The sequence below is a fragment of the Allobosea sp. FW305-C-101 genome (assembly GCF_058783685.1).
In genome coordinates this window covers 1,427,546-1,445,078 of the sequence record NZ_JBYSYT010000001.1, presented here as the reverse complement: position 1 = coordinate 1,445,078, position 17,533 = coordinate 1,427,546, and the positions used below count along the sequence as shown (strand labels likewise).

Genomic DNA, 17,533 nt, shown 5'->3' with positions numbered 1-17,533 from the left:
ATGGCTCGATGCCGGATTGTTATGGTTTCAACGCGCGGCCATCAGGCAGTCGATGAAGTCGCGCACGAGCTGCGACTTCGGCCGGTCCGGCGGCAGGATCAGGTAGCTCCGGCTCTGCACCGGCGGCTCGAACGGGCGCAGCACGATCCGGCTCTGGTCGTGGCCGGCGATCGCATAGGGGCTAACGAGCCCGACGCCGACGCCTTGCGCCACCAAGGCGCAAACCGTCGCGGCATAGATCGTCTCGACCACCACGCGGGGCGGCGGCGCCCCGGCCTCGGACATGATCATGTCGAAGCGCTGGCGGGCGCGATCCTCCGGCACATAGGCGACGAAATCGACGCCCGACAGGTCACGCGGACCGATGCTCTCGCGCTCGGCGAGCGGGTGGCCGAGCGGCATGGCGCAGAGCGCGCGCGGCTGCACGAAGGGCTGGTGCACGACCCCGGTTACATCGATCTCATCGGCGGCAAGCCCGATATCGTAGATGCCGGAGGCGACACCGTCCCGCACGTCGCGGGACGGTAGGACCATCAGGGTCACGGTCGCATCGGGGCGCAGGCTGCGGAAGCGCAGTACGGCGTTGGGGACGATCGACGAACTCAGCGCCGACAGCGTCGCGACCCGCAGCTGCCCGGCGCCATAGTCGCGGATGCGGGCGGCACCGGCACGCAGCCGATCCATGCCGCGGAAATTGGCCTCGACCTCGGCGAAGAAGGTCCGCCCCTCGGGCGTCGGCACGATGCGGTTGCGCACCCGGTCGAACAGGGCAAAGCCGAGCGACCGCTCAAGCTCGGCGATCAGCCGGCTGACGCCCGGCTGGGTGACGCCCAGGATCTCGGCCGCACGGGACACGGTCCCGGCCTTCATCACGGCGGCGAAGACTTCGATCTGGCGGCTGTTCAAGGTTCGCGCGTCCGGTCCCTGCAATCGGCGTGATGCTAGCGCATCCCACGGGAAAGCGGACCATCGGATAGGCCAGGGCGAACAGGCAAAGGCGTTGGGATCGGCTGCCCGATGCGAGGGCCGGCTCAGACCCAGGTCCAATGGCAACGGCGGACGCGCCGGCCGAAGCGGTCCCGAAACGTGCGGCAAACCCGCACCTGGCGGCGTGCATGCCGGCGGCGATGGTGCGGCGGGCCATGACGATGCCGGCCGCGATGAGCTTGCGACCAATCCGCCTGGGTCCCGTCAGGCAGCGCCGCGACGACGTCGTCCGTGCAGGAGGGCGATGCCGCCGTGCAAACCGCGGGGGCTGCGGAGGCATCTTCAACCACCAATGTCCCGGCAAGCCCCGAGCTGGCAGCAAGTATCCCAAGCAGGAATGATCGCCTGTTCATTGATAAGTGCCCTCAGATGTATCGATGTAGCGCAAGAATGATGTTTTGAATCTGGATACTGCTGTTTAAGCCTGTCATTCTGGCAGGTGAATTTGATTGACTGAGGCAATCACGGGTTCGTTTGCTTCATGTGTCAAGTCGATCAGTTTCGAAAACGATGGGGGTGCCGTATTTGGGATTACGAGTACATATTTTGGGATTCTCGGAGGATGCATTTCCGGTTCCGCAGCCTAGGCTCGGCTGGATTCAGGTGCTCGAATGCGACGATAGCGTCTCGTTGTCGATTGCATGTCCGGCATGCCTGAAGGCTGTTGAATTCAAGAGGAATGTCTCAGATGCGGTTGAAATTTGCCGTCCTCGCCATCGGTCTGGCCCTTGCAGGGTGCAACACCAATTCAGCCGACCAGCGGACGCTCGGCGGAGCCGCGATCGGCGCCGGCACGGGGGCTATCGTCGGCGGCATTGCCGGTGGCGGCCGCGGCGCGGCGATCGGTGCTGCCGTCGGCGGCGTCGCCGGGGCCGTGATCGGCCGGGCGACCACGCCCAATAACTGCCTCTACCGCGATCGCCAGGGCCGCGTCTTCGAGGCGCGCTGCCCCTGAGGCTGCATATCGGCTTCGGCCGCCGGGCGGTGTTGCGCAGCGACGCCGCCCGACGGCATGATCCGTGATGCGCCGGAGCGGGAAGGGCATGGCATGACGAGCAGGCGATCGGTGCTGGCGGGGTTTCTCGGGTTGGCCGGGGCGGCTTTGCTACCCAATCCTCCCACCCGTGCGGCGCCCTTGGGTCCAGAGGCCCTGGCGCCGGAAACGGCCAGCGCGCTCGATCGGGCCGAGGTCGAATTCAGCCAGCGGCCGCAACTCTACTACAATCGTCAGCGGCAGCTCCGCCGGCAGTCCCATACCCGGCCGGAACGCCCTCCGCGCGTGAATTTGCGCCGGACACGGGGTCGTCGGCGGCCGGTGCCGGCATCGCCCTGATGGCTTGCGGCAGTACCTGCCCGACATCGTTGCAGGCATGCAGGGCCATGGACATGGCGACCTTGCGGCCTGCGCAGCCGATTTCAGATCATGATGCGATCGGTCCGCTGATCCTGCCGGGCGCGAATGGGCCTTGAGATTTGCGGGTTTCAGCCGCCTCCGGGGCAGCAGCCCTCACCGAGGGCGCGGCATGGTCCCGGCCGGCGGGCTTGATCGGGGCTGGATTTGCGGCTCTCATGCCCGGCGTTCCGCTTGGCTCCGGTGAGCGGCGACAAGACGGCGCGGCGGCCGGCGAGCTTTCGGGCGGACCGGGCGACCGATCATTCGGGAAAAGGCGGCGGCAACCGGTCCGGCCTCGACGCTGACCAGGCCGCAAGGAGGGACGATGACAAGCAAGCCCGCGTATTCTCGCAGCGCCCGGTGGCCGTCCGTCAGTGCGGTGGCCTGCAGCGTGGCGCTGCCGCTTCTTCTCGCGGGCTGCGGCGGAGGCGAGAGCCTGCCGCCCGTCGCGAGCGGCAGCGCGACGGGTGCATCTGCGCCGGCCCCGGCCAATATTTCGCGCGATGCCCTGGTCGGGCGTTGGGGTGTCGCGTCCTTCCATACCGAGAAGGACCGCAAGCGCACCGAAGCCGAGGCACGGGGCCAGTGCAAGCAGCCCTATGTGATCGCCAAGGGTCCCGGCGACGGGGTGATGATGCATGTCGCGGATGACCCCAAGCTCTATGAGCTCAGGCTGAAGGCCGGTCCCGGCGGTAAGAACTATCTCGGCTTCGAGGCCCCGGCAGGCGATCCGCAGGATCGCGAATTGCTGTCGGTGAAGCCGAAGGAGATCGTGTCGCGCTTCGTCGATCCCGATGCCAATGCCCGCTACGGCACTTTCATCTACAGCCGCTGCGGCTGACCGGAGGCGATGAGATGAACCACGGCATCCGCACCGCTCTGCTCGCTACCAGCCTCGGCTTGGTGCCGCTTCTCGCCGTGCCGGCGGTGGCGCAGCCGCGCCCGCCCGCCGCGATTCAGGAGACCATGGATATCGGCGACGAGCCGGGCCGTGTCTCGACTGAGGAAGCCACCATCACCGATGGGCCCTATGCCCGCCAGATGGTGCTGTTCCGCTCGAACGAGGCGCCGGGCACGGTGGTGATCCATTCGGCCGAGCGCTTCCTCTATATCGTGCAGGGCAACGGACGGGCCCTGCGTTACGGCATTGGCGTCGGCCGCGAGGGTTTCACCTGGTCCGGCCAGGTCCAGGTCAGCCGCAAGGCGGAATGGCCGGACTGGCGCCCGCCGCCGGAGATGCTGCAGCGCCAGCCCTATCTGCCGCGCTTCATGGCCGGCGGCCCGGGCAACCCGATGGGGGCTCGTGCGCTCTATCTCGGCTCGACGGTCTTCCGCATCCACGGCACCAACCAGCCCGAGACGATCGGCCAGGCGATCTCGTCTGGCTGCTTCCGTCTCGCCAATGGCGACATCGCCGATCTCTATGACCGCGTGCCCGTCGGGACCAAGGTCGTCATCCGCCACAAGGCGACGCTGTAACCGCTACCGCTGAATCGCAGAAGGAACGGACAGACATGTCGAAGGTTTCCTGGTTTCGTCGCGGCGGTCTTGGTCTCGCGACCCTCCTCGGCCTCGCCCTTCCCGCCGGCGCCGGCACGCTCGACACCGTGAAGCAGCGCGGCACGCTGCAATGCGGCGTCAGCGAAGGCGTGATCGGCTTCTCCGAGAAGGATGCGCAGGGCAACTGGCGCGGCTTCGATGTCGATTTCTGCCGCGCCGTGGCGGCGGTCGTGCTGGGCGATCCCGGCAAGGTCGCCTTCACCTCGCTCTCGGCGAGCCAGCGCTTCGATGCGCTGAAGGGCGGCAAGGTCGACCTTCTCGCGCGCAACTCGACCTGGACGCTGGGCCGCGAGGCTGAGCTGGGCCTCGCCTTCGCCGGCATCACCTATCACGATGGCCAGGGTTTCCTGGCGAAGCGCGCGCTCAAGGTCGACACGGCGCTGTCGCTCGACAAGGCGAAGATCTGCGTCGAGGCCGGCACCACGACACAGCTCAATCTCGCCGATTTCTTCAAGGCCAACTCGATGACCTATGAGGAGAAGGTCTATCCGAGTGCGGCCGAGGCGCTCTCCGCCTTCCAGTCCGGGCAATGCGACGTGCTGACCCGCGACCAGTCGGCCCTGCATGGCGAGCGGCTGAGGCTTGCGACGCCGGCCGAGGCGATCGTGCTGCCGGACGTGATCTCGAAGGAGCCGCTCGGGCCGGTCGTGCGCAGCGACGATTTCCCCTGGTTCACGCTGGTGAAATGGGTGAATTTCGCGCTGGTCAACGCCGAGGAGCTCGGGATTTCCGCGGCCAATCTCGATGAGGCCCTCAAATCCCAGAAGCCCGATGCGCGCCGCTTCACCGGCGCGGAAGGTGGTTTCGGCAAGGCGCTCGGCCTCGAGGCCGACTGGGCGGTCCGCGCCGTCAAGGCGGGCGGCAACTATGCCGAGATCTATGAGCGCAATCTCGGCACCGGCTCGAAGCTGGGCATTCCGCGCGGGCTCAACCAGCTCTGGAGCATGGGCGGCGTTCTCTACGCGCCGCCGCTGCGGTAAGGCCTGGATCCGGCGGGGTGCCGCGCGTTCTGAAGGCGCGGCACCACGCCATCCCTGTCCTCAGCGTCCGCGACGCCATGGCGGCGGTGGCAATGGCCGGCGATTGCGCTGGCGATAGCGATGCCAGTTCTTCCGCCGCGGCCGGGTATCGCGGGGACCGGCCGGAAGCGTTGCCGCGCCGGGCGCCCGCGGCTGCGGTGGTCCTTGCGTGAATTCTGCATCCAGCGTGTCGAGCGCGCTTGCCGCCGCGGCGGTCCGCTCATCGCGCGGTGAGGCTTCGGCCGTCGCGGCGGACAGCACACCGCCGAAAAGCGCAATCAGAAATGCCCTGCGTTCCATTTGCAACCTTAAGTATAGTTTTTGCTCTCGGTGCCGCATCGGGGCGGTGCGATACGTTGGTCGCGTTTGTCATTGTCATGCAAGCGCCGATTGGTCTCCGGTGGAGCACTGAATTCATGCCGGATTGTATTCTTGTATGAATTCCAGTCCTTGCGGTGCGGCGACGAGAGGCTTGTCGCGGACGGAATATTGGCAGAGAATCTCAATTCTTGATCTCCTGTCCCAAAATCCGATCCGGCATCGCGGTGCAGCAAACCTGAGCTTGTCGGCACCGGAGCGGTTACCTACGGTCCGTCCCGCATGAGATTCTTGACGTCGATAAGCAGCCGTCTCGGCGCGGCGTGGCCCCGCTCCCGGGTGCTCCTGCCGGCCGTGTTCGCGGCCGGGCTGGCGGCTTGCGCCTCGACGCCGCAAGGGCTGCTGCTTCCGGTGGCTCCTGCTCCCGGCACGGACAGCGTCAATATGCTGGCTGCGACGACGCGCGCGCCATCCGACAATCCCGGAATCCTCTTCACCGGCGAGCGGGGCGAGCAGGTTTCGTTCAGGAACATCGTCGTCTCGATTCCGCCGGGCCGCGAGCCCGGCACCATCCAGCTGCCGCGATCGGTTCCGGGCGATCCGGCCAGGGATTTCGTGGTGACGGCCTCGACGCCGGTGTCGAAAGCCGGGCTCGCCAACTGGTTCAGGTCGACCAGCGGGCGCGGGAAGCGCGTCTTCGTCTTCGTGCATGGCTTCAACACGCCGTTCGACCGCGCCGTCTTCCGCTTCGCGCAATTGGCGCATGACGCCGACGCCGACGCTGCCCCGGTCCTCTTCTCCTGGCCCTCGCGCGGCTATCTGCTCGATTACAGCCGGGACTTCGACAACGCCTCCTATTCGCGGTCGGATCTTGCGGACCTGCTCGAAGTGGCCGTTGCCGGCCCCGAGGTCCGCGAGGTGGTGATCCTCGCTCACTCGATGGGGAGCTGGCCCGCCGTCGAGGCGGTCAGGCAGATCGCGCTGCGGAAAGGCGGCGTCCCGCGCAAGATCAGCAATCTCATCCTGGCGTCGCCCGACCTCGATGTCGGTGTCTTCCGCCGGCAGATCGAGGATATGGGGCCGAAGCGCCCGCAGATCACGCTGTTCACGGCGCAGCACGACCGGGCCCTGCAGGTCTCAAGGTTCATCGCGCGCGGGGCGACGCGGCTCGGCGGCATCGATCCCACGCAGGAGGAGTACCGCCGCCAGTTCGCCGGTCAGGCCGGGATCACGGTGATCGATCTGTCGGCGGTCAATGCCGGCGATCGCTTGAACCACGACCTTTTCGCCGCAAGCCCCGATGCCGTGCGCCTGATCGGCGGGCGCCTGCTGCAGGGCCAGGTCATCACCGATTCCGACGTTCCCGCCCCTGTCGCGGCAGCAGGTGTGATCGGTTCGGCCGCGACGATGCTGGTCACCGCACCGATCCGGGTCTTCGATGCCGCGGCCGTGCCATAGGGTTGACGTTGATGATGGTGGGGGGTGATACTTGATGACGATAAGTATGATTTTACGATTATTTGCATGATCCGATCGGTTTGACCGGGATCAATTTTGTTCGAAATCATTGAGTGTTAGAGTTCGCTGTCTGCATTGCTCTTTTGGCGCTGCATGCAGCGTGACGGGATCTGATACCGGCTTTCTCTCGGGGCGGCGTGAGAAGGGACATCGACATGTTTGCGGTGCCGCATTTGCGCACGGCGGGGCTACGGGCACAGGATCAGTTCGACGCCTGGCGTTCCCTGCACAAGGATACGATCGAGCTCCTTCCGATCGGGGAGGCGTCCGCAGGATTCGGCGCCGAGTTTTCCTCCTGGAACCTGGGAGAGCTCGTCTTGACGCATGTCGTCTATGCGGGCGCTCCCGGCCGCCAATGGCGACATCGTCCCAAATCCTATCTGGATCACTGGTGCGTGGTGCTGGCGCGAACGACGGCGGCCGACGGCGCGCCATACGAGGATCTGAGCTTCCGTTCGCTGGCGCTTCCCTTCGAGGGGCAGGCCCAGGACAGCGAGGTCATCACCCTCTACCTTCCGCGTGACCGGCACCCCCAGGATGAGCAGCGCCTCGACGATGCCCATGGTCTCACCGTGAGCGAGGAGTTCGCGCCCTTGCTGGCCGGCTACATGGATGGCCTTGTCCGGCGGCTGCCTCTCGTCACCCCCGAGCATGCCGCAAGTCTGGAGATGCCGACCAAGGCGCTCGTCGCAGCCTGCATCGCGCCCCGGCCGGTCAGCTCCGAGCTGGCGCGGCATCTGCCGGGCTCGGTCCTGATCGACAGGGCACGCGCCGTCGTGCGCCAGAACATGGCCGCCCCCGATTTCGGGCCCGAGCGGCTGGCCCGGCTTCTGGCCATGTCCCGCTCGAAGCTCTACCGGCTGTTCGAGAGCAGCGGCGGCGTGGCTCATTTCATCAACCGGGAGCGCCTGCGCGAGGCCCATTACCGGCTGAGCTCCCATCGGTTCGCGCGTTCCATTCACGCGATCGGAAACGAAGTCGGCTTTGCCGATCACTCGACCTTCAGCCGGGCCTTTCGCCGCGAGTTCGGCTACAGCCCGACGGAAGCGCGCGAGCGTGGCCTGATCCGCTATTTCGCCGATGAGCCCGAAGCCCCCGTGCCGGGCTGAGCGGTGCCGATCCTCTCGTTCCTGCGCAAGAAGACCGGGATACTGGCCGGCAGCGAACCGGCTGTACCTATGACAGGGCAGGCCGGGATTGCGCCGCAGGTGCCCGTCGGCCGGCTGGCGCTGCTCTATGCATGCCTGTTCTTCGAGCTCGGGGTGAACCTTCCCTTCTTCCCGCTCTGGCTCAAGGCGCAATCCCTCGACAGTGACGCGATCGGAATTGTCCTGGCCGCTCCGCTGCTGACCCGCATCATCGCCAATCCCACCGTTGGCGCGCTGGCTGATCGGAGCGGGCGTATCGCCGTGGTGCTGACGCTCTGCGCCGCGCTGGTCGCGGCGGGGACAGGCCTTCTGACCGTTGCGAACGGCTTCTGGCCGATCCTTCTTGTCGTCATCGCCATTGCGCTGGCGCAGGGCCCCCTGATCGCCTTGGCCGATACCATGACGCTGGAGCGCCTTGCCCGGACGGTCAGGCCGGAGCTGACCTATGGCCGTGTCCGCCTGTGGGGTGCGCTGGGCTTTGCTGCCGCCAACATCATTGCCGGCTGGGCCCTCGAATGGTTTTCGGCCGCATCGATCATCGTTCTGCTGCTGACTTCGGCGATCGCGACGGCGGTGGCGGCCGCAGGCTGCATGAAGGGGACGGCGAGCCATTCCGCCGGCCGCGCGCAGGGCGATGGCTGGCCGGCCCATCCGCTGTTCCTCGTTTGCGCGATTGCCGGTGCGGCGCTGGTGCAGGCAAGCCACGCGGCGTTCTACGGGTTCGGCGCGCTGCACTGGCAGGCCAACGGCATCTCCGGCCCGATGATGGGGGGATTGTGGTCGCTCGGGGTTCTATCCGAGGTCGTCCTGTTCGCTTGTCTGGGCTATCGGATGAGCGGCGCCGGCAGTGCCGCCGGCCTGTTGCTTGCGGCGGCCGCGGCCACGATCCTGCGCTGGGCAGCGATGGCGCAGGATCCCGGTTTGCCGGCTCTGGCAGGGCTTCAGCTCACGCATGGCGTGACGTTCGGGGTCACGCATCTCGGCAGCATCTTCCTGCTGTCGCGGCTGGCGCCCGGCCGGATGCAGGCGAGCGCCCAGGCTTGGCTCGCGGGAGGCTGGGCCGGTCTGATGGCGGTTCTGACGACCCTGTCCGGCTGGCTGTACGAGGGCTGGGGGGAGGGAATCTATCTCGTCATGGCAGCGGTTGCCGGGGCGGGGCTGCTGCTGCTGCTGCCGGTCGCTTACGGCTTGCGGCGCGCCGTCGCCGGGGAGCTGCCGCAGCAACAAATGAGATGAGCAGCCCAGAGTTGGGATTCTGAGCTGATCCGTGTTCCCGCCCGTATTGCTAGCGTTCGCGGGATTTCGCGGGTGCAAAAAAGCCCGTGCGCAGATGAAGCCGTGGCCGTCAGGGGATGTAGTTCGATGCAGAGGCAAGGCTTGCGGCACCCTGGCGCGCAGCTCGCGGCAGCAATGGCCGGAGGCTTGGCATGAGGCGCGGTGACGCTTCCCCCGGCACGGGCAGCCTGCTTGCCATGGTGGCCGTCGCGATGGCCGTCGCATCCTGCAACAGCGAGGAGAAGGCGCCGCCCCCGCCGGTCCGGCTCGTGCGCACCGTGACGGTCGAGCCGCCGCGCCCGGCGCCCGATCTCACCTTCACCGGTCATGTCGAGGCTCAGGACCAGGCCGCGCTGGCCTTCCGCATCGGAGGCCGTTTGGCGGAGCGCCTCGTCGGCGTCGGCGCGAATGTCCGCGAGGGCGAGGTCGTCGCGCGGCTCGATCCCGAAAACGAGCTCAATGATCTCCGCTCGGCCCAGGCGGCGCTGGCTGCCGCCGAAGGTGACCTGCGCAAGGCGGAGAACCAGTTCCAGCGGCAGAGCCATCTGCTTGAGCGGCACATCACCACGCAGGCGGATTTCGATGCCGCCCGGCAGGGGCTGACCGCGGCACGTGCTCAGGTCGAGGCCGCGCAGGCGCGCGTCCGTTCGGCTGAGGACCTCGTCGGCTTCACGACGCTGAAGGCCGACGCGCCGGGCATCGTCACTCGCGTCGGTGCCGAGCCGGCCGAGGTCGTCGCCGCCGGTCGGATGATCGTCCAGCTGGCGCGGCGCGACGGCCGCGACGCGGTATTCGAGATCCCCGCCGACCTGGTGCGCCGCCTCGCGCCGGGCATGCCGGTGCGGGTCGCGTTGAGTGGGGAGGCCGGCGCGGAGGCCAAGGGCCGGGTGCGCGAGATCGCGCCGCAGGCCGATCCCGTGACCAGGACCTTCAGGATCAGGGTCGGCCTCACCGATCCGGCGCCGAGCTTCCGGCTGGGTGCGGCCGTCTCGGGTGCGATCCGCGCCGAGGGTGCCGGCGGCATCGCCATTCCCGCGACGGCGCTGACCCGGCGCGACCAGAAGGTCGGTGCCTGGGTGGTCGACCCGAAGACATCGACCGTTTCGCTGCGACAGCTGGAAGTGGCCAATGCCGATCCCGCCGCCGCCAGCATTTCCAAGGGATTGCAGGTCGGCGACATCGTCGTGACCGCCGGTGCCGGGCTTCTCCGTGAAGGCCAGCAGGTGCGCCTGACCGGAGCCGAGACGCGATGAGCTTCAACCTGTCGGAATGGGCGCTGAAGAGCCGCTCGGTCGTCATTTATCTCATGGTGGTGGCGGTCGTCGCCGGCGTCTTCGCCTTCATCAGGCTCGGTCGCAACGAGGACCCGGCCTTCGTCATCAAGACCATGGTGGTCTCCGCCGTCTGGCCTGGTGCCAGCATGGAAGACACCTTGAGCCAGGTCACGGAACGGCTCGAACGGCAGATCGAGGAGACGCCCGGCCTCGACAGCGTGCGCAGCTTCACCCGGCCCGGCGTTACCACGATCTTCGTCAACCTCAAGGGCGACGTGCCCGGCCGCCAGGTGCAGGACACCTGGTACCGTGTGCGCAACCTGATCGCTGACATGCGGCACACACTGCCCGCCGGCACACTCGGGCCGTTCTTCAACGACCGCTTCGGCGACACCTTCGGCATCATCTACGGCTTCACCTCGGACGGCTTCACCAGCCGCGAATTGCGCGACCATGTCGAGTCCATCCGGTCGCGGCTGCTGCTCGTGCCGGACGTCTCGAAGATCGAGATCATCGGCGCGCAGGACGAGCGCATCTTCATCGAGTTCTCGGTCCGGGAACTCGCCAATCTCGGGCTCGATCGCGGTGGCCTGCTCGCGGCCCTCCAGGCCCAGAACGTGGTTCGGCCCGCAGGCGAGATCCAGACGCAGGACGAGAAGTTCTTCGTGCGCGTCTCCGGCGCCTTCCAGTCGGAAGCGGACCTGCTGAACATCAACTTCCCGGTCGGCGACCGGATGGTGCGGCTGGCCGATATCGCGACCGTCAGGCGCGGCCAGGCCGATCCGCCGACGCCGATGTTCCGCGTCAATGGCCGCGAGTCGATCGGGCTCGGCATCGCCATGCGCGAGGGCGGCGACATCCTCGCGCTCGGCCGCAACATCAAGAAGGCGATGGACGCGGTCACTGCCGGCCTGCCGCTCGGCATCGAGCCCAACCTCGTGGCCGACCAGGCCGTGACGGTTTCGCATGCGATCGACGACTTCATGATGTCGCTCTGGCAGGCCGTCGGCATCATCATGGTCGTCAGCTTCATCAGCCTCGGCGTGCGGCCGGGGCTCGTCGTCGCACTCGCGATCCCGCTGACGCTCGCCATCGTCTTCGCCTGCATGCTGGTCGCCGGCATCGACATGCAGCGCATCTCGCTCGGCGCGCTCATCATCGCGCTGGCCCTGCTCGTCGACGACGCGATGACGACGACCGACGCCATGGTCACGCGGCTCGCCGCGGGCGAGGAGAAACTCAAGGCGGCGACTTTCGCCTTCGATAAATACGCGACTGCGATGCTGGCCGGCACGCTGGTGACGATCGCCGGCTTCGTGCCGATCGGCTTCGCGGCGAGCTCGGCCGGCGAATACACCTTCTCGCTCTTCGCGGTGGTGACGATCGCGCTCGTCGTCTCCTGGTTCGTCGCCGTCCTCTTCGCGCCCGTGCTCGGCGTCGCCATGCTGAAGGCGCCCAAGGCTTCGGCGCAGAGCAAGGAGCCGGGCCGGGTCGAGCGCGGTTTCCGCTCGCTGCTCTCGAGGGCGATCAAGCTGCGCTGGATCACCATCGCAGTCACGCTCGGCCTGTTCGCGGCCTCGATCCTGGCGTTGCCGCTGGTGCCGCGGCAGTTCTTCCCGGCCTCCGACCGGCCTGAGCTGCTGGTCGATCTCACGTTGCCGCAAAACGCCTCGATCTATGCGAGCGAGGACCTCGTCAACCGCTTCGAGGCCTCCCTGAAGGGCGATCCCGATATCGAGCGCTGGAGCACCTATATCGGCCGCGGCGCGATCCGCTTCTACCTGCCGCTGAATGCGCAACTGCCGAACGACTTCTTCAGCCAGGCCGTGATCGTTGCCAAGGACGTGGCGGCGCGTGAGCGGGTGCGGACGAAGCTTGAGACCTTGCTCGCCAAGGAGCTTCCGAACGTGGTCGCCCGCGTCTCGCCGCTCGAACTCGGCCCACCGGTGGGCTCGCCGGTGCAGTATCGCGTCAGCGGTCCGGACACGGCCGAGGTGCGCTCCATCGCCTTGCGGCTTGGGCAGGTCATGGCGGCCAATCCCAATGCGCGCCACATCAATTTCGACTGGATCGAACCCTCGCGGGAATTGCGGCTGCGCGTCGATCAGGATGAGGCGCGCCGGCTTGGCTTGAGCTCTGCGGCGGTGGCAGCGATCGTGAACACGGTCGTCTCCGGCACCGTCGTGACGCAGGTGCGCGACTCCATCTATCTGGTCGATGTCGTCGTCCGGGCGCAGGACACCGACCGCGTCTCGCTCGACACGTTGCGCAGCATGCAGGTCGCACTGCCGAGCGGCCGCTCGGTGCCGGTCTCGCAATTCGTCAGCTTCAGCTACGGGCTCGAGACGCCGCTGATCTGGCGCCGCGACCGTGTGCCGAACCTGACGGTGGCGGCCGATGTGGCGCCGGGCGTCCTGCCGGATGCCGTCGTCAACGCGCTGCAGCCTTCGATCGACGCGCTGCGCAAGAGCCTGCCCGCCGGCTACGATATCGCCGTTGGTGGCGCGGTCGAGGAAAGCGCGAAGTCGCAGGCCTCGGTCATCGCCGTGATCCCGGTCATGCTGCTGATCATGTTCACGGTGCTGATGGCGCAGCTCAGGAGCTTCAGGCTGTTCGCGATCGTGCTGAGCATCGCGCCGCTCGGCCTGATCGGCGTTGTCGGGGCGCTCTTGCTCTCGGGCAAGCCGCTCGGCTTCGTCGCGCTGCTCGGCATCCTCGCCCTGATCGGCATCATCACCAAGAATGCGGTGATCCTGGTCGGCCAGATCGAGGATGAGCGTGCCGCCGGCAAGGGCGTCGTCGAGGCTGCCATCGACGCGGCCGGCACGCGCTTCCGGCCGATCATGCTGACGGCGGTCTCGACCGTGCTCGGCATGATCCCGATCGCGCCGACCGTGTTCTGGGGGCCGATGGCCTTCGCGATCATGGGCGGCCTGCTGGTCGCGACGGTGCTGACCCTGGTTCTCCTGCCGGTGCTCTATGTCGCCGTCTTCGGCGCTGCGACAGGGCCGAGCGGGGCGAAGCGACCGGCCAGCGCAGGAGGAACCCTGTCATGAGCCCGATCGTGACGAAGCGTATTCCGCTGAAGGCGCTCCGCCGAATGGGAAGCCTCACGCTGCTCGCAGCGGCGCTCGCTTCCTGCCGCAACGAGCAGGCGTCGCCGGCGGAGGCCCGCCCGGTCGGCGTCGTCACCGTCGCCGCCGGGCAGTTCTCCGACGATGTCCAGCTTAGCGGCGAGGTTCAGGCCAAGAAGGATGTCGGGCTCGCCTTCCGCATCGGCGGACGCGTGCTGGAACGCCCGGTCAATGTCGGCGACCGGGTCAAGGCCGGGCAGGTCATCGCCCGCCTGGAGCCGGCCCTGGAGCAGAACGCGCTGACGGCTGCCAAGGCTGCGCTGGAGGCAGCGCGCGGCGAGGTCAGCACGGCCCGCAATACCTATGAACGTCAGGAGCGCCTGATGGCGCAGGGCTTCACCACGCGGCCGCGCTACGATCAGGCGCGGCGCGCGCAGGAGACAGCGCAGGCTGCCCTTGAGAATGCGGAAGCGCAGGTCGAGCTCGCGCGGGACCGGCTCGGCTTCACCGAACTCCGTGCGGATGTCGCCGGCGTCGTGACGGCCCGCCAGGTCGAGCCCGGCGAAGTGGTCCAGCCCGGTCAGGTTCTCGTCCAGATCGCCCGCGACGATAGCCGCGATGCCGTCTTCAACGTGCCGGCCGCACTGCTCGATCCGCGCTTCGCCGATGCGAAGATCCGCGTTTCGCTGGCCGATGCGCCCAGTGTCACGGCCTATGGCTCGGTGCGCGAGGTTGCGCCGCAGGCCGATCCGGTGACGCGGACCTTCGCCGTTCGGGTCGGATTGCAGGACCCGCCGGAGGCGATGCGGCTCGGCTCCACCGTCGTCGGCACGATCGAGGTCTCGACCGCGGCGATTGTCGCCATTCCCGCGAGCGCGCTGACCCAGCAGGGCCGTTCGCCCGCCGTCTGGGTCGTCGACCCCGCCAAGTCGACGGTATCGCTGCGCGACATCGACGTGCTGCGCTTCGATCCCAGCAAGATCATCCTCTCGCAGGGGCTGGCGCCCGGCGAGATGATCGTCTCGGCCGGCGTGCAGGCCCTGCATCCCGGCCAGCGCATCAGGCCGCTGCCGGGGCCGCAATCGGCCGCGGCTTCGCCGCAGCGACCGTGAGGAAGGCTCGCGCCTGCCTTTCTCACACTGCAAGCCTTCCGGCCTGACCGGCCGGTTGCCGGTTCTTTCTCACCCCACGAGTACGGAGTCATCGACATGAGCGATCTCGTCTTCATCGCCTTCCCGACGGAACAGAAGGCTGAGGAGGTCCGCCAGAAGGTCCTTTCCCTGCAGCGCGAATATCTGATCGAGCTGGGTGACGCCGTCGTGGTGGTCAAGGACGAGAAGGGCCATGTAAAGCTCAACCAGATGATCAACCTCACCACCACGGGCGCGGCTTCCGGTGCGCTCTGGGGCACGCTGATCGGCTTCATCTTCCTGAACCCGCTGATCGGCACGGCGCTTGGTGCCGCATCCGGCGCGCTCGGCGGCAAGTTCAGCGATATCGGCATCAACGACCAGTTCATGAAGGATGCGGCCGAGGCCCTGCAGCCGAACACGGCGGGCCTGTTCCTGCTCATCCGCAAGATGACGACCGACAAGGTGCTTGCTGATCTCAAGGGCGTCGGCGGCACGCTGATGCAGACCTCCTTCGACGAGACCAAGGAGGCGCAGCTGCGTGCGGCGCTCTCGGCCGTGGCGGAGACCGAGGCCCCGAAGGCGTAAGCTGCGACCGAAGTCCGCCGTCATGAGATGGCGGGCTTTGCCGACCAGAGAGGTATTCCGGTGAGCAAGACGCCTTCCGCCTCCAGCCGCGGCAGCGACGCGCGCGCTCCGCTGAACATCGACCTTGCCCTGCAGGGCGGCGGTGCGCATGGCGCGTATACCTGGGGTGTGCTGAGCCGGATCCTCGAGGAGGACTGGCTGACGATCGAGGCGATCTCGGGCACCTCGGCCGGCGCGATGAATGCCGCCGTGCTGGCCTCCGGCTATGCGCTCGGCGGGCGTGAAGGCGCTCGCGAGGCATTGGATCGCTACTGGCGGAAGGTGTCCGAGGCGGCCCGCTTCAGCCCGTTCCAGCGCTCGCCGCTCGACGTGCTGCTCGGCCGCTGGACGCTCGACACCTCGCCGCTCTTCGTGGCGATGGACATGATGTCCCGCGTCGTATCGCCCTACACCCTCAACCCGTCGGGTACGAACCCGCTGACGGACATCCTCGCCGAGGCGATCGATTACGACGCTATCGCAAGGGGCCCGATCAAGCTCTTCATCTCCGCGACGAATGTCCGGACGGGCCGCAACCGCATCTTTCGGAACGGCGAGATCACGCCGGACGTGCTGCTCGCCTCGGCCTGCCTGCCGACGCTGTTTCAGGCGGTCGAGATCGACGGCGAGAGCTATTGGGACGGCGGCTATTCCGGCAACCCGACGATGACCCCGCTGATCGAGGAGAGCACGGCCAGCGACACCATTCTCATCCAGATCAACCCGGTCGAGCGGCCGGGCACGCCGCGCAATGCTCGGGACATCCTGAACCGCCTCAACGAGGTCTCCTTCAACGCGGTGCTACTGAAGGAGCTGCGGATGATGGCGCTGCTGCAGCGCGAGGCGCTCTCCGGCACGGGCGAGGGCGCGCGCTGGGCGCGCATGCGCCTCCACCGCATCACCAGCGACGCCATGATCGAACTCGGCTATTCCTCGAAGCTCAATGCCGAGTGGGAGTTCTTCACGATGCTCCATGACGAGGGCAGGCGCTCCGCCGAAGCGTTCTACCGGGCGCATCGCGACGAGATCGGCAAGCATTCGACGCTCGATCTCGACGAGTTCACCAAGGGGGTCTGACGAGTGCCTGTGCTGAAGAAATCCGCCGCTGCGACGCGGTTTCACGCCCGGAGCCGGACCGGCCTATGACGAGCGCCAAGACCTCCCAGGCCGCGCAGGTCATCATCGCCGTAATCCTGTTCGTGGTCGCGCTGTCGATCGCGAGCTCCGTCTTCGCGCCGGTCGCCTTCGCGCTGTTCATCATCGCGCTGGTCTGGCCCTTGCAGAAGGCCTTGCAGGGCGCGCTGCCGCGGCTGCTGGCGCTGGCGCTGAGCCTGTTCGTCATGGTCGTCGCCTTCTTCGCCTTCGGCTCGCTGATCGTCTGGGCCTTCGGCCGGGTCGGCCGCTGGATCGTCAGCGATGCCGCGCGCTTCCAGGCCTTCTACGAGCAGATCACGCTCTGGCTCGAAGGGCATGGCATCGCGGTTGCGGCGCTGTGGTCGGAGAATTTCAGCTCGGCCTGGGTGCTGCGCGCCGTCCAGACCGTGAGCGGCCGGCTGAACAGCACGATGAGCTTCTGGCTGGTGGTGCTGGTCTACGTGCTGCTCGGCCTGCTCGAGGTCGAGGATTTCGGCCGCAGGCTCAAGGTGATGCGCAACCGCGAGATGGCGGAATTGATCCTGCGCGGCAGCATCGCGACGGCCGCCAAGATCCGCCGCTACATGCTGGTCCGGACGGCGATGAGCGTCATCACCGGCCTGCTGGTCTGGGTCTTCGCCCGCACCGTCGGCCTGCCGCTGGCCGAGGAATGGGGCTTCATCGCCTTCCTGTTGAACTATGTCCCCTTCATGGGCCCGCTCGTCGCCACGGTCTTCCCGACCCTGTTCGCGATGACGCAGTTCGGCTCCTGGCAGGCGGTCATCGCGGTCTTCGCCTGCCTGAACCTGATCCAGTTCATCGTCGGCAGCTATATCGAGCCGCGGGTCGCCGGCAGTGCGCTCTCGATCTCGCCGCCGATCGTCCTGTTCTCGGTCTTCTTCTGGAGCTATCTCTGGGGCGTCTTCGGCGCCTTTATCGGCGTCCCTATCACGATCGCCCTGATCACCTTCTGCGCCCTGCACCCGTCGAGCCGCTGGCTGGCGGAGATGATCGGCGCGGTGCCGAAGGAGGCGGGCGCCGCGGGCGGTTCCGGCACTGCGGCCTGACCCGCGGCC

14 protein-coding genes are annotated in these 17,533 nt (G+C 67.4%); 13 read left to right on the top strand and 1 reads right to left on the bottom strand.

Annotated elements, in window-relative coordinates; genetic code table 11:
• Positions 1–27: 27 nt before the first annotated feature.
• The gene (locus AC3WMA_RS06885; RefSeq protein WP_492284616.1) at positions 28–906 is read right to left on the bottom strand and encodes a LysR substrate-binding domain-containing protein; all 879 of its coding nucleotides are present in this window, start codon (positions 904–906) and stop codon (positions 28–30) included.
• A 769-nt stretch (positions 907–1,675) separates the two neighbouring features.
• Between AC3WMA_RS06885 and AC3WMA_RS06880 the strand changes: the two genes are divergently transcribed.
• The 13 genes from AC3WMA_RS06880 (at position 1,676) to AC3WMA_RS06820 (ending at position 17,524) form a co-directional block, all read left to right on the top strand.
• A complete protein-coding gene (locus AC3WMA_RS06880; RefSeq protein WP_492284615.1) occupies positions 1,676–1,942 on the top strand; it encodes a YMGG-like glycine zipper-containing protein in 267 nt (88 codons plus the stop codon).
• An 829-nt stretch (positions 1,943–2,771) separates the two neighbouring features.
• Positions 2,772–3,221 carry a hypothetical protein gene (locus tag AC3WMA_RS06875; protein WP_492284614.1) on the top strand — a complete coding sequence of 150 codons (450 nt, stop codon included), beginning with the start codon at positions 2,772–2,774 and terminating at the stop codon, positions 3,219–3,221.
• 14 nt (positions 3,222–3,235) lie between these two features.
• Positions 3,236–3,859 carry a L,D-transpeptidase gene (locus tag AC3WMA_RS06870; protein WP_492284613.1) on the top strand — a complete coding sequence of 208 codons (624 nt, stop codon included), beginning with the start codon at positions 3,236–3,238 and terminating at the stop codon, positions 3,857–3,859.
• Between the two features lie 35 nt (positions 3,860–3,894).
• The gene (locus AC3WMA_RS06865) at positions 3,895–4,920 is read left to right on the top strand and encodes an amino acid ABC transporter substrate-binding protein (RefSeq protein WP_492284612.1); all 1,026 of its coding nucleotides are present in this window, start codon (positions 3,895–3,897) and stop codon (positions 4,918–4,920) included.
• Between the two features lie 648 nt (positions 4,921–5,568).
• Positions 5,569–6,735 (top strand): alpha/beta hydrolase, encoded by a 1,167-nt coding sequence (locus AC3WMA_RS06860; RefSeq protein WP_492284611.1) that lies wholly within the window; start codon positions 5,569–5,571, stop codon positions 6,733–6,735.
• Positions 6,736–6,950: 215 nt separating this feature from the next.
• Complete coding sequence (locus tag AC3WMA_RS06855) at positions 6,951–7,904, top strand: AraC family transcriptional regulator (RefSeq protein ID WP_492284610.1); 954 nt, start codon at positions 6,951–6,953, stop codon at positions 7,902–7,904.
• Between the two features lie 3 nt (positions 7,905–7,907).
• On the top strand, positions 7,908–9,179 hold the full coding sequence (locus AC3WMA_RS06850) for an MFS transporter (protein ID WP_492284609.1): 1,272 nt from the start codon (positions 7,908–7,910) through the stop codon (positions 9,177–9,179).
• A 191-nt stretch (positions 9,180–9,370) separates the two neighbouring features.
• A complete protein-coding gene (locus AC3WMA_RS06845; RefSeq protein WP_492284608.1) occupies positions 9,371–10,471 on the top strand; it encodes an efflux RND transporter periplasmic adaptor subunit in 1,101 nt (366 codons plus the stop codon).
• Positions 10,468–13,548, top strand: a complete 3,081-nt coding sequence (locus AC3WMA_RS06840) for an efflux RND transporter permease subunit (protein WP_492284607.1) — start codon at positions 10,468–10,470, stop codon at positions 13,546–13,548. Before AC3WMA_RS06845 ends, AC3WMA_RS06840 begins: the two co-directional genes overlap by 4 nt.
• Positions 13,545–14,678 carry an efflux RND transporter periplasmic adaptor subunit gene (locus AC3WMA_RS06835; protein ID WP_492284606.1) on the top strand — a complete coding sequence of 378 codons (1,134 nt, stop codon included), beginning with the start codon at positions 13,545–13,547 and terminating at the stop codon, positions 14,676–14,678. Before AC3WMA_RS06840 ends, AC3WMA_RS06835 begins: the two co-directional genes overlap by 4 nt.
• A gap of 96 nt (positions 14,679–14,774) precedes the next feature.
• Positions 14,775–15,284: a DUF1269 domain-containing protein gene (locus AC3WMA_RS06830; protein ID WP_492284605.1), complete on the top strand. Its 510-nt coding sequence runs from the start codon at positions 14,775–14,777 to the stop codon at positions 15,282–15,284.
• A gap of 60 nt (positions 15,285–15,344) precedes the next feature.
• Positions 15,345–16,400, top strand: a complete 1,056-nt coding sequence (locus AC3WMA_RS06825; protein WP_492284604.1) for a patatin-like phospholipase family protein — start codon at positions 15,345–15,347, stop codon at positions 16,398–16,400.
• Positions 16,401–16,465: 65 nt separating this feature from the next.
• The gene (locus AC3WMA_RS06820; RefSeq protein ID WP_492284603.1) at positions 16,466–17,524 is read left to right on the top strand and encodes an AI-2E family transporter; all 1,059 of its coding nucleotides are present in this window, start codon (positions 16,466–16,468) and stop codon (positions 17,522–17,524) included.
• The last annotated feature ends 9 nt before the right edge of the window (positions 17,525–17,533 follow it).

Excerpts from the sequence above, each read along its gene's own strand:
- AC3WMA_RS06870 (WP_492284613.1), top strand. The coding sequence starts at position 3,236 with ATGAACCACGGCATCCGCACCGCTCTGCTCGCTACCAGCCTCGGCTTG.
- AC3WMA_RS06830 (WP_492284605.1), top strand. The coding sequence starts at position 14,775 with ATGAGCGATCTCGTCTTCATCGCCTTCCCGACGGAACAGAAGGCTGAG.
- AC3WMA_RS06845 (WP_492284608.1), top strand. The coding sequence starts at position 9,371 with ATGAGGCGCGGTGACGCTTCCCCCGGCACGGGCAGCCTGCTTGCCATG.
- AC3WMA_RS06835 (WP_492284606.1), top strand. The coding sequence starts at position 13,545 with ATGAGCCCGATCGTGACGAAGCGTATTCCGCTGAAGGCGCTCCGCCGA.
- AC3WMA_RS06855 (WP_492284610.1), top strand. The coding sequence starts at position 6,951 with ATGTTTGCGGTGCCGCATTTGCGCACGGCGGGGCTACGGGCACAGGAT.
- AC3WMA_RS06840 (WP_492284607.1), top strand. The coding sequence starts at position 10,468 with ATGAGCTTCAACCTGTCGGAATGGGCGCTGAAGAGCCGCTCGGTCGTC.
- AC3WMA_RS06880 (WP_492284615.1), top strand. The coding sequence starts at position 1,676 with ATGCGGTTGAAATTTGCCGTCCTCGCCATCGGTCTGGCCCTTGCAGGG.
- AC3WMA_RS06865 (WP_492284612.1), top strand. The coding sequence starts at position 3,895 with ATGTCGAAGGTTTCCTGGTTTCGTCGCGGCGGTCTTGGTCTCGCGACC.
- AC3WMA_RS06820 (WP_492284603.1), top strand. The coding sequence starts at position 16,466 with ATGACGAGCGCCAAGACCTCCCAGGCCGCGCAGGTCATCATCGCCGTA.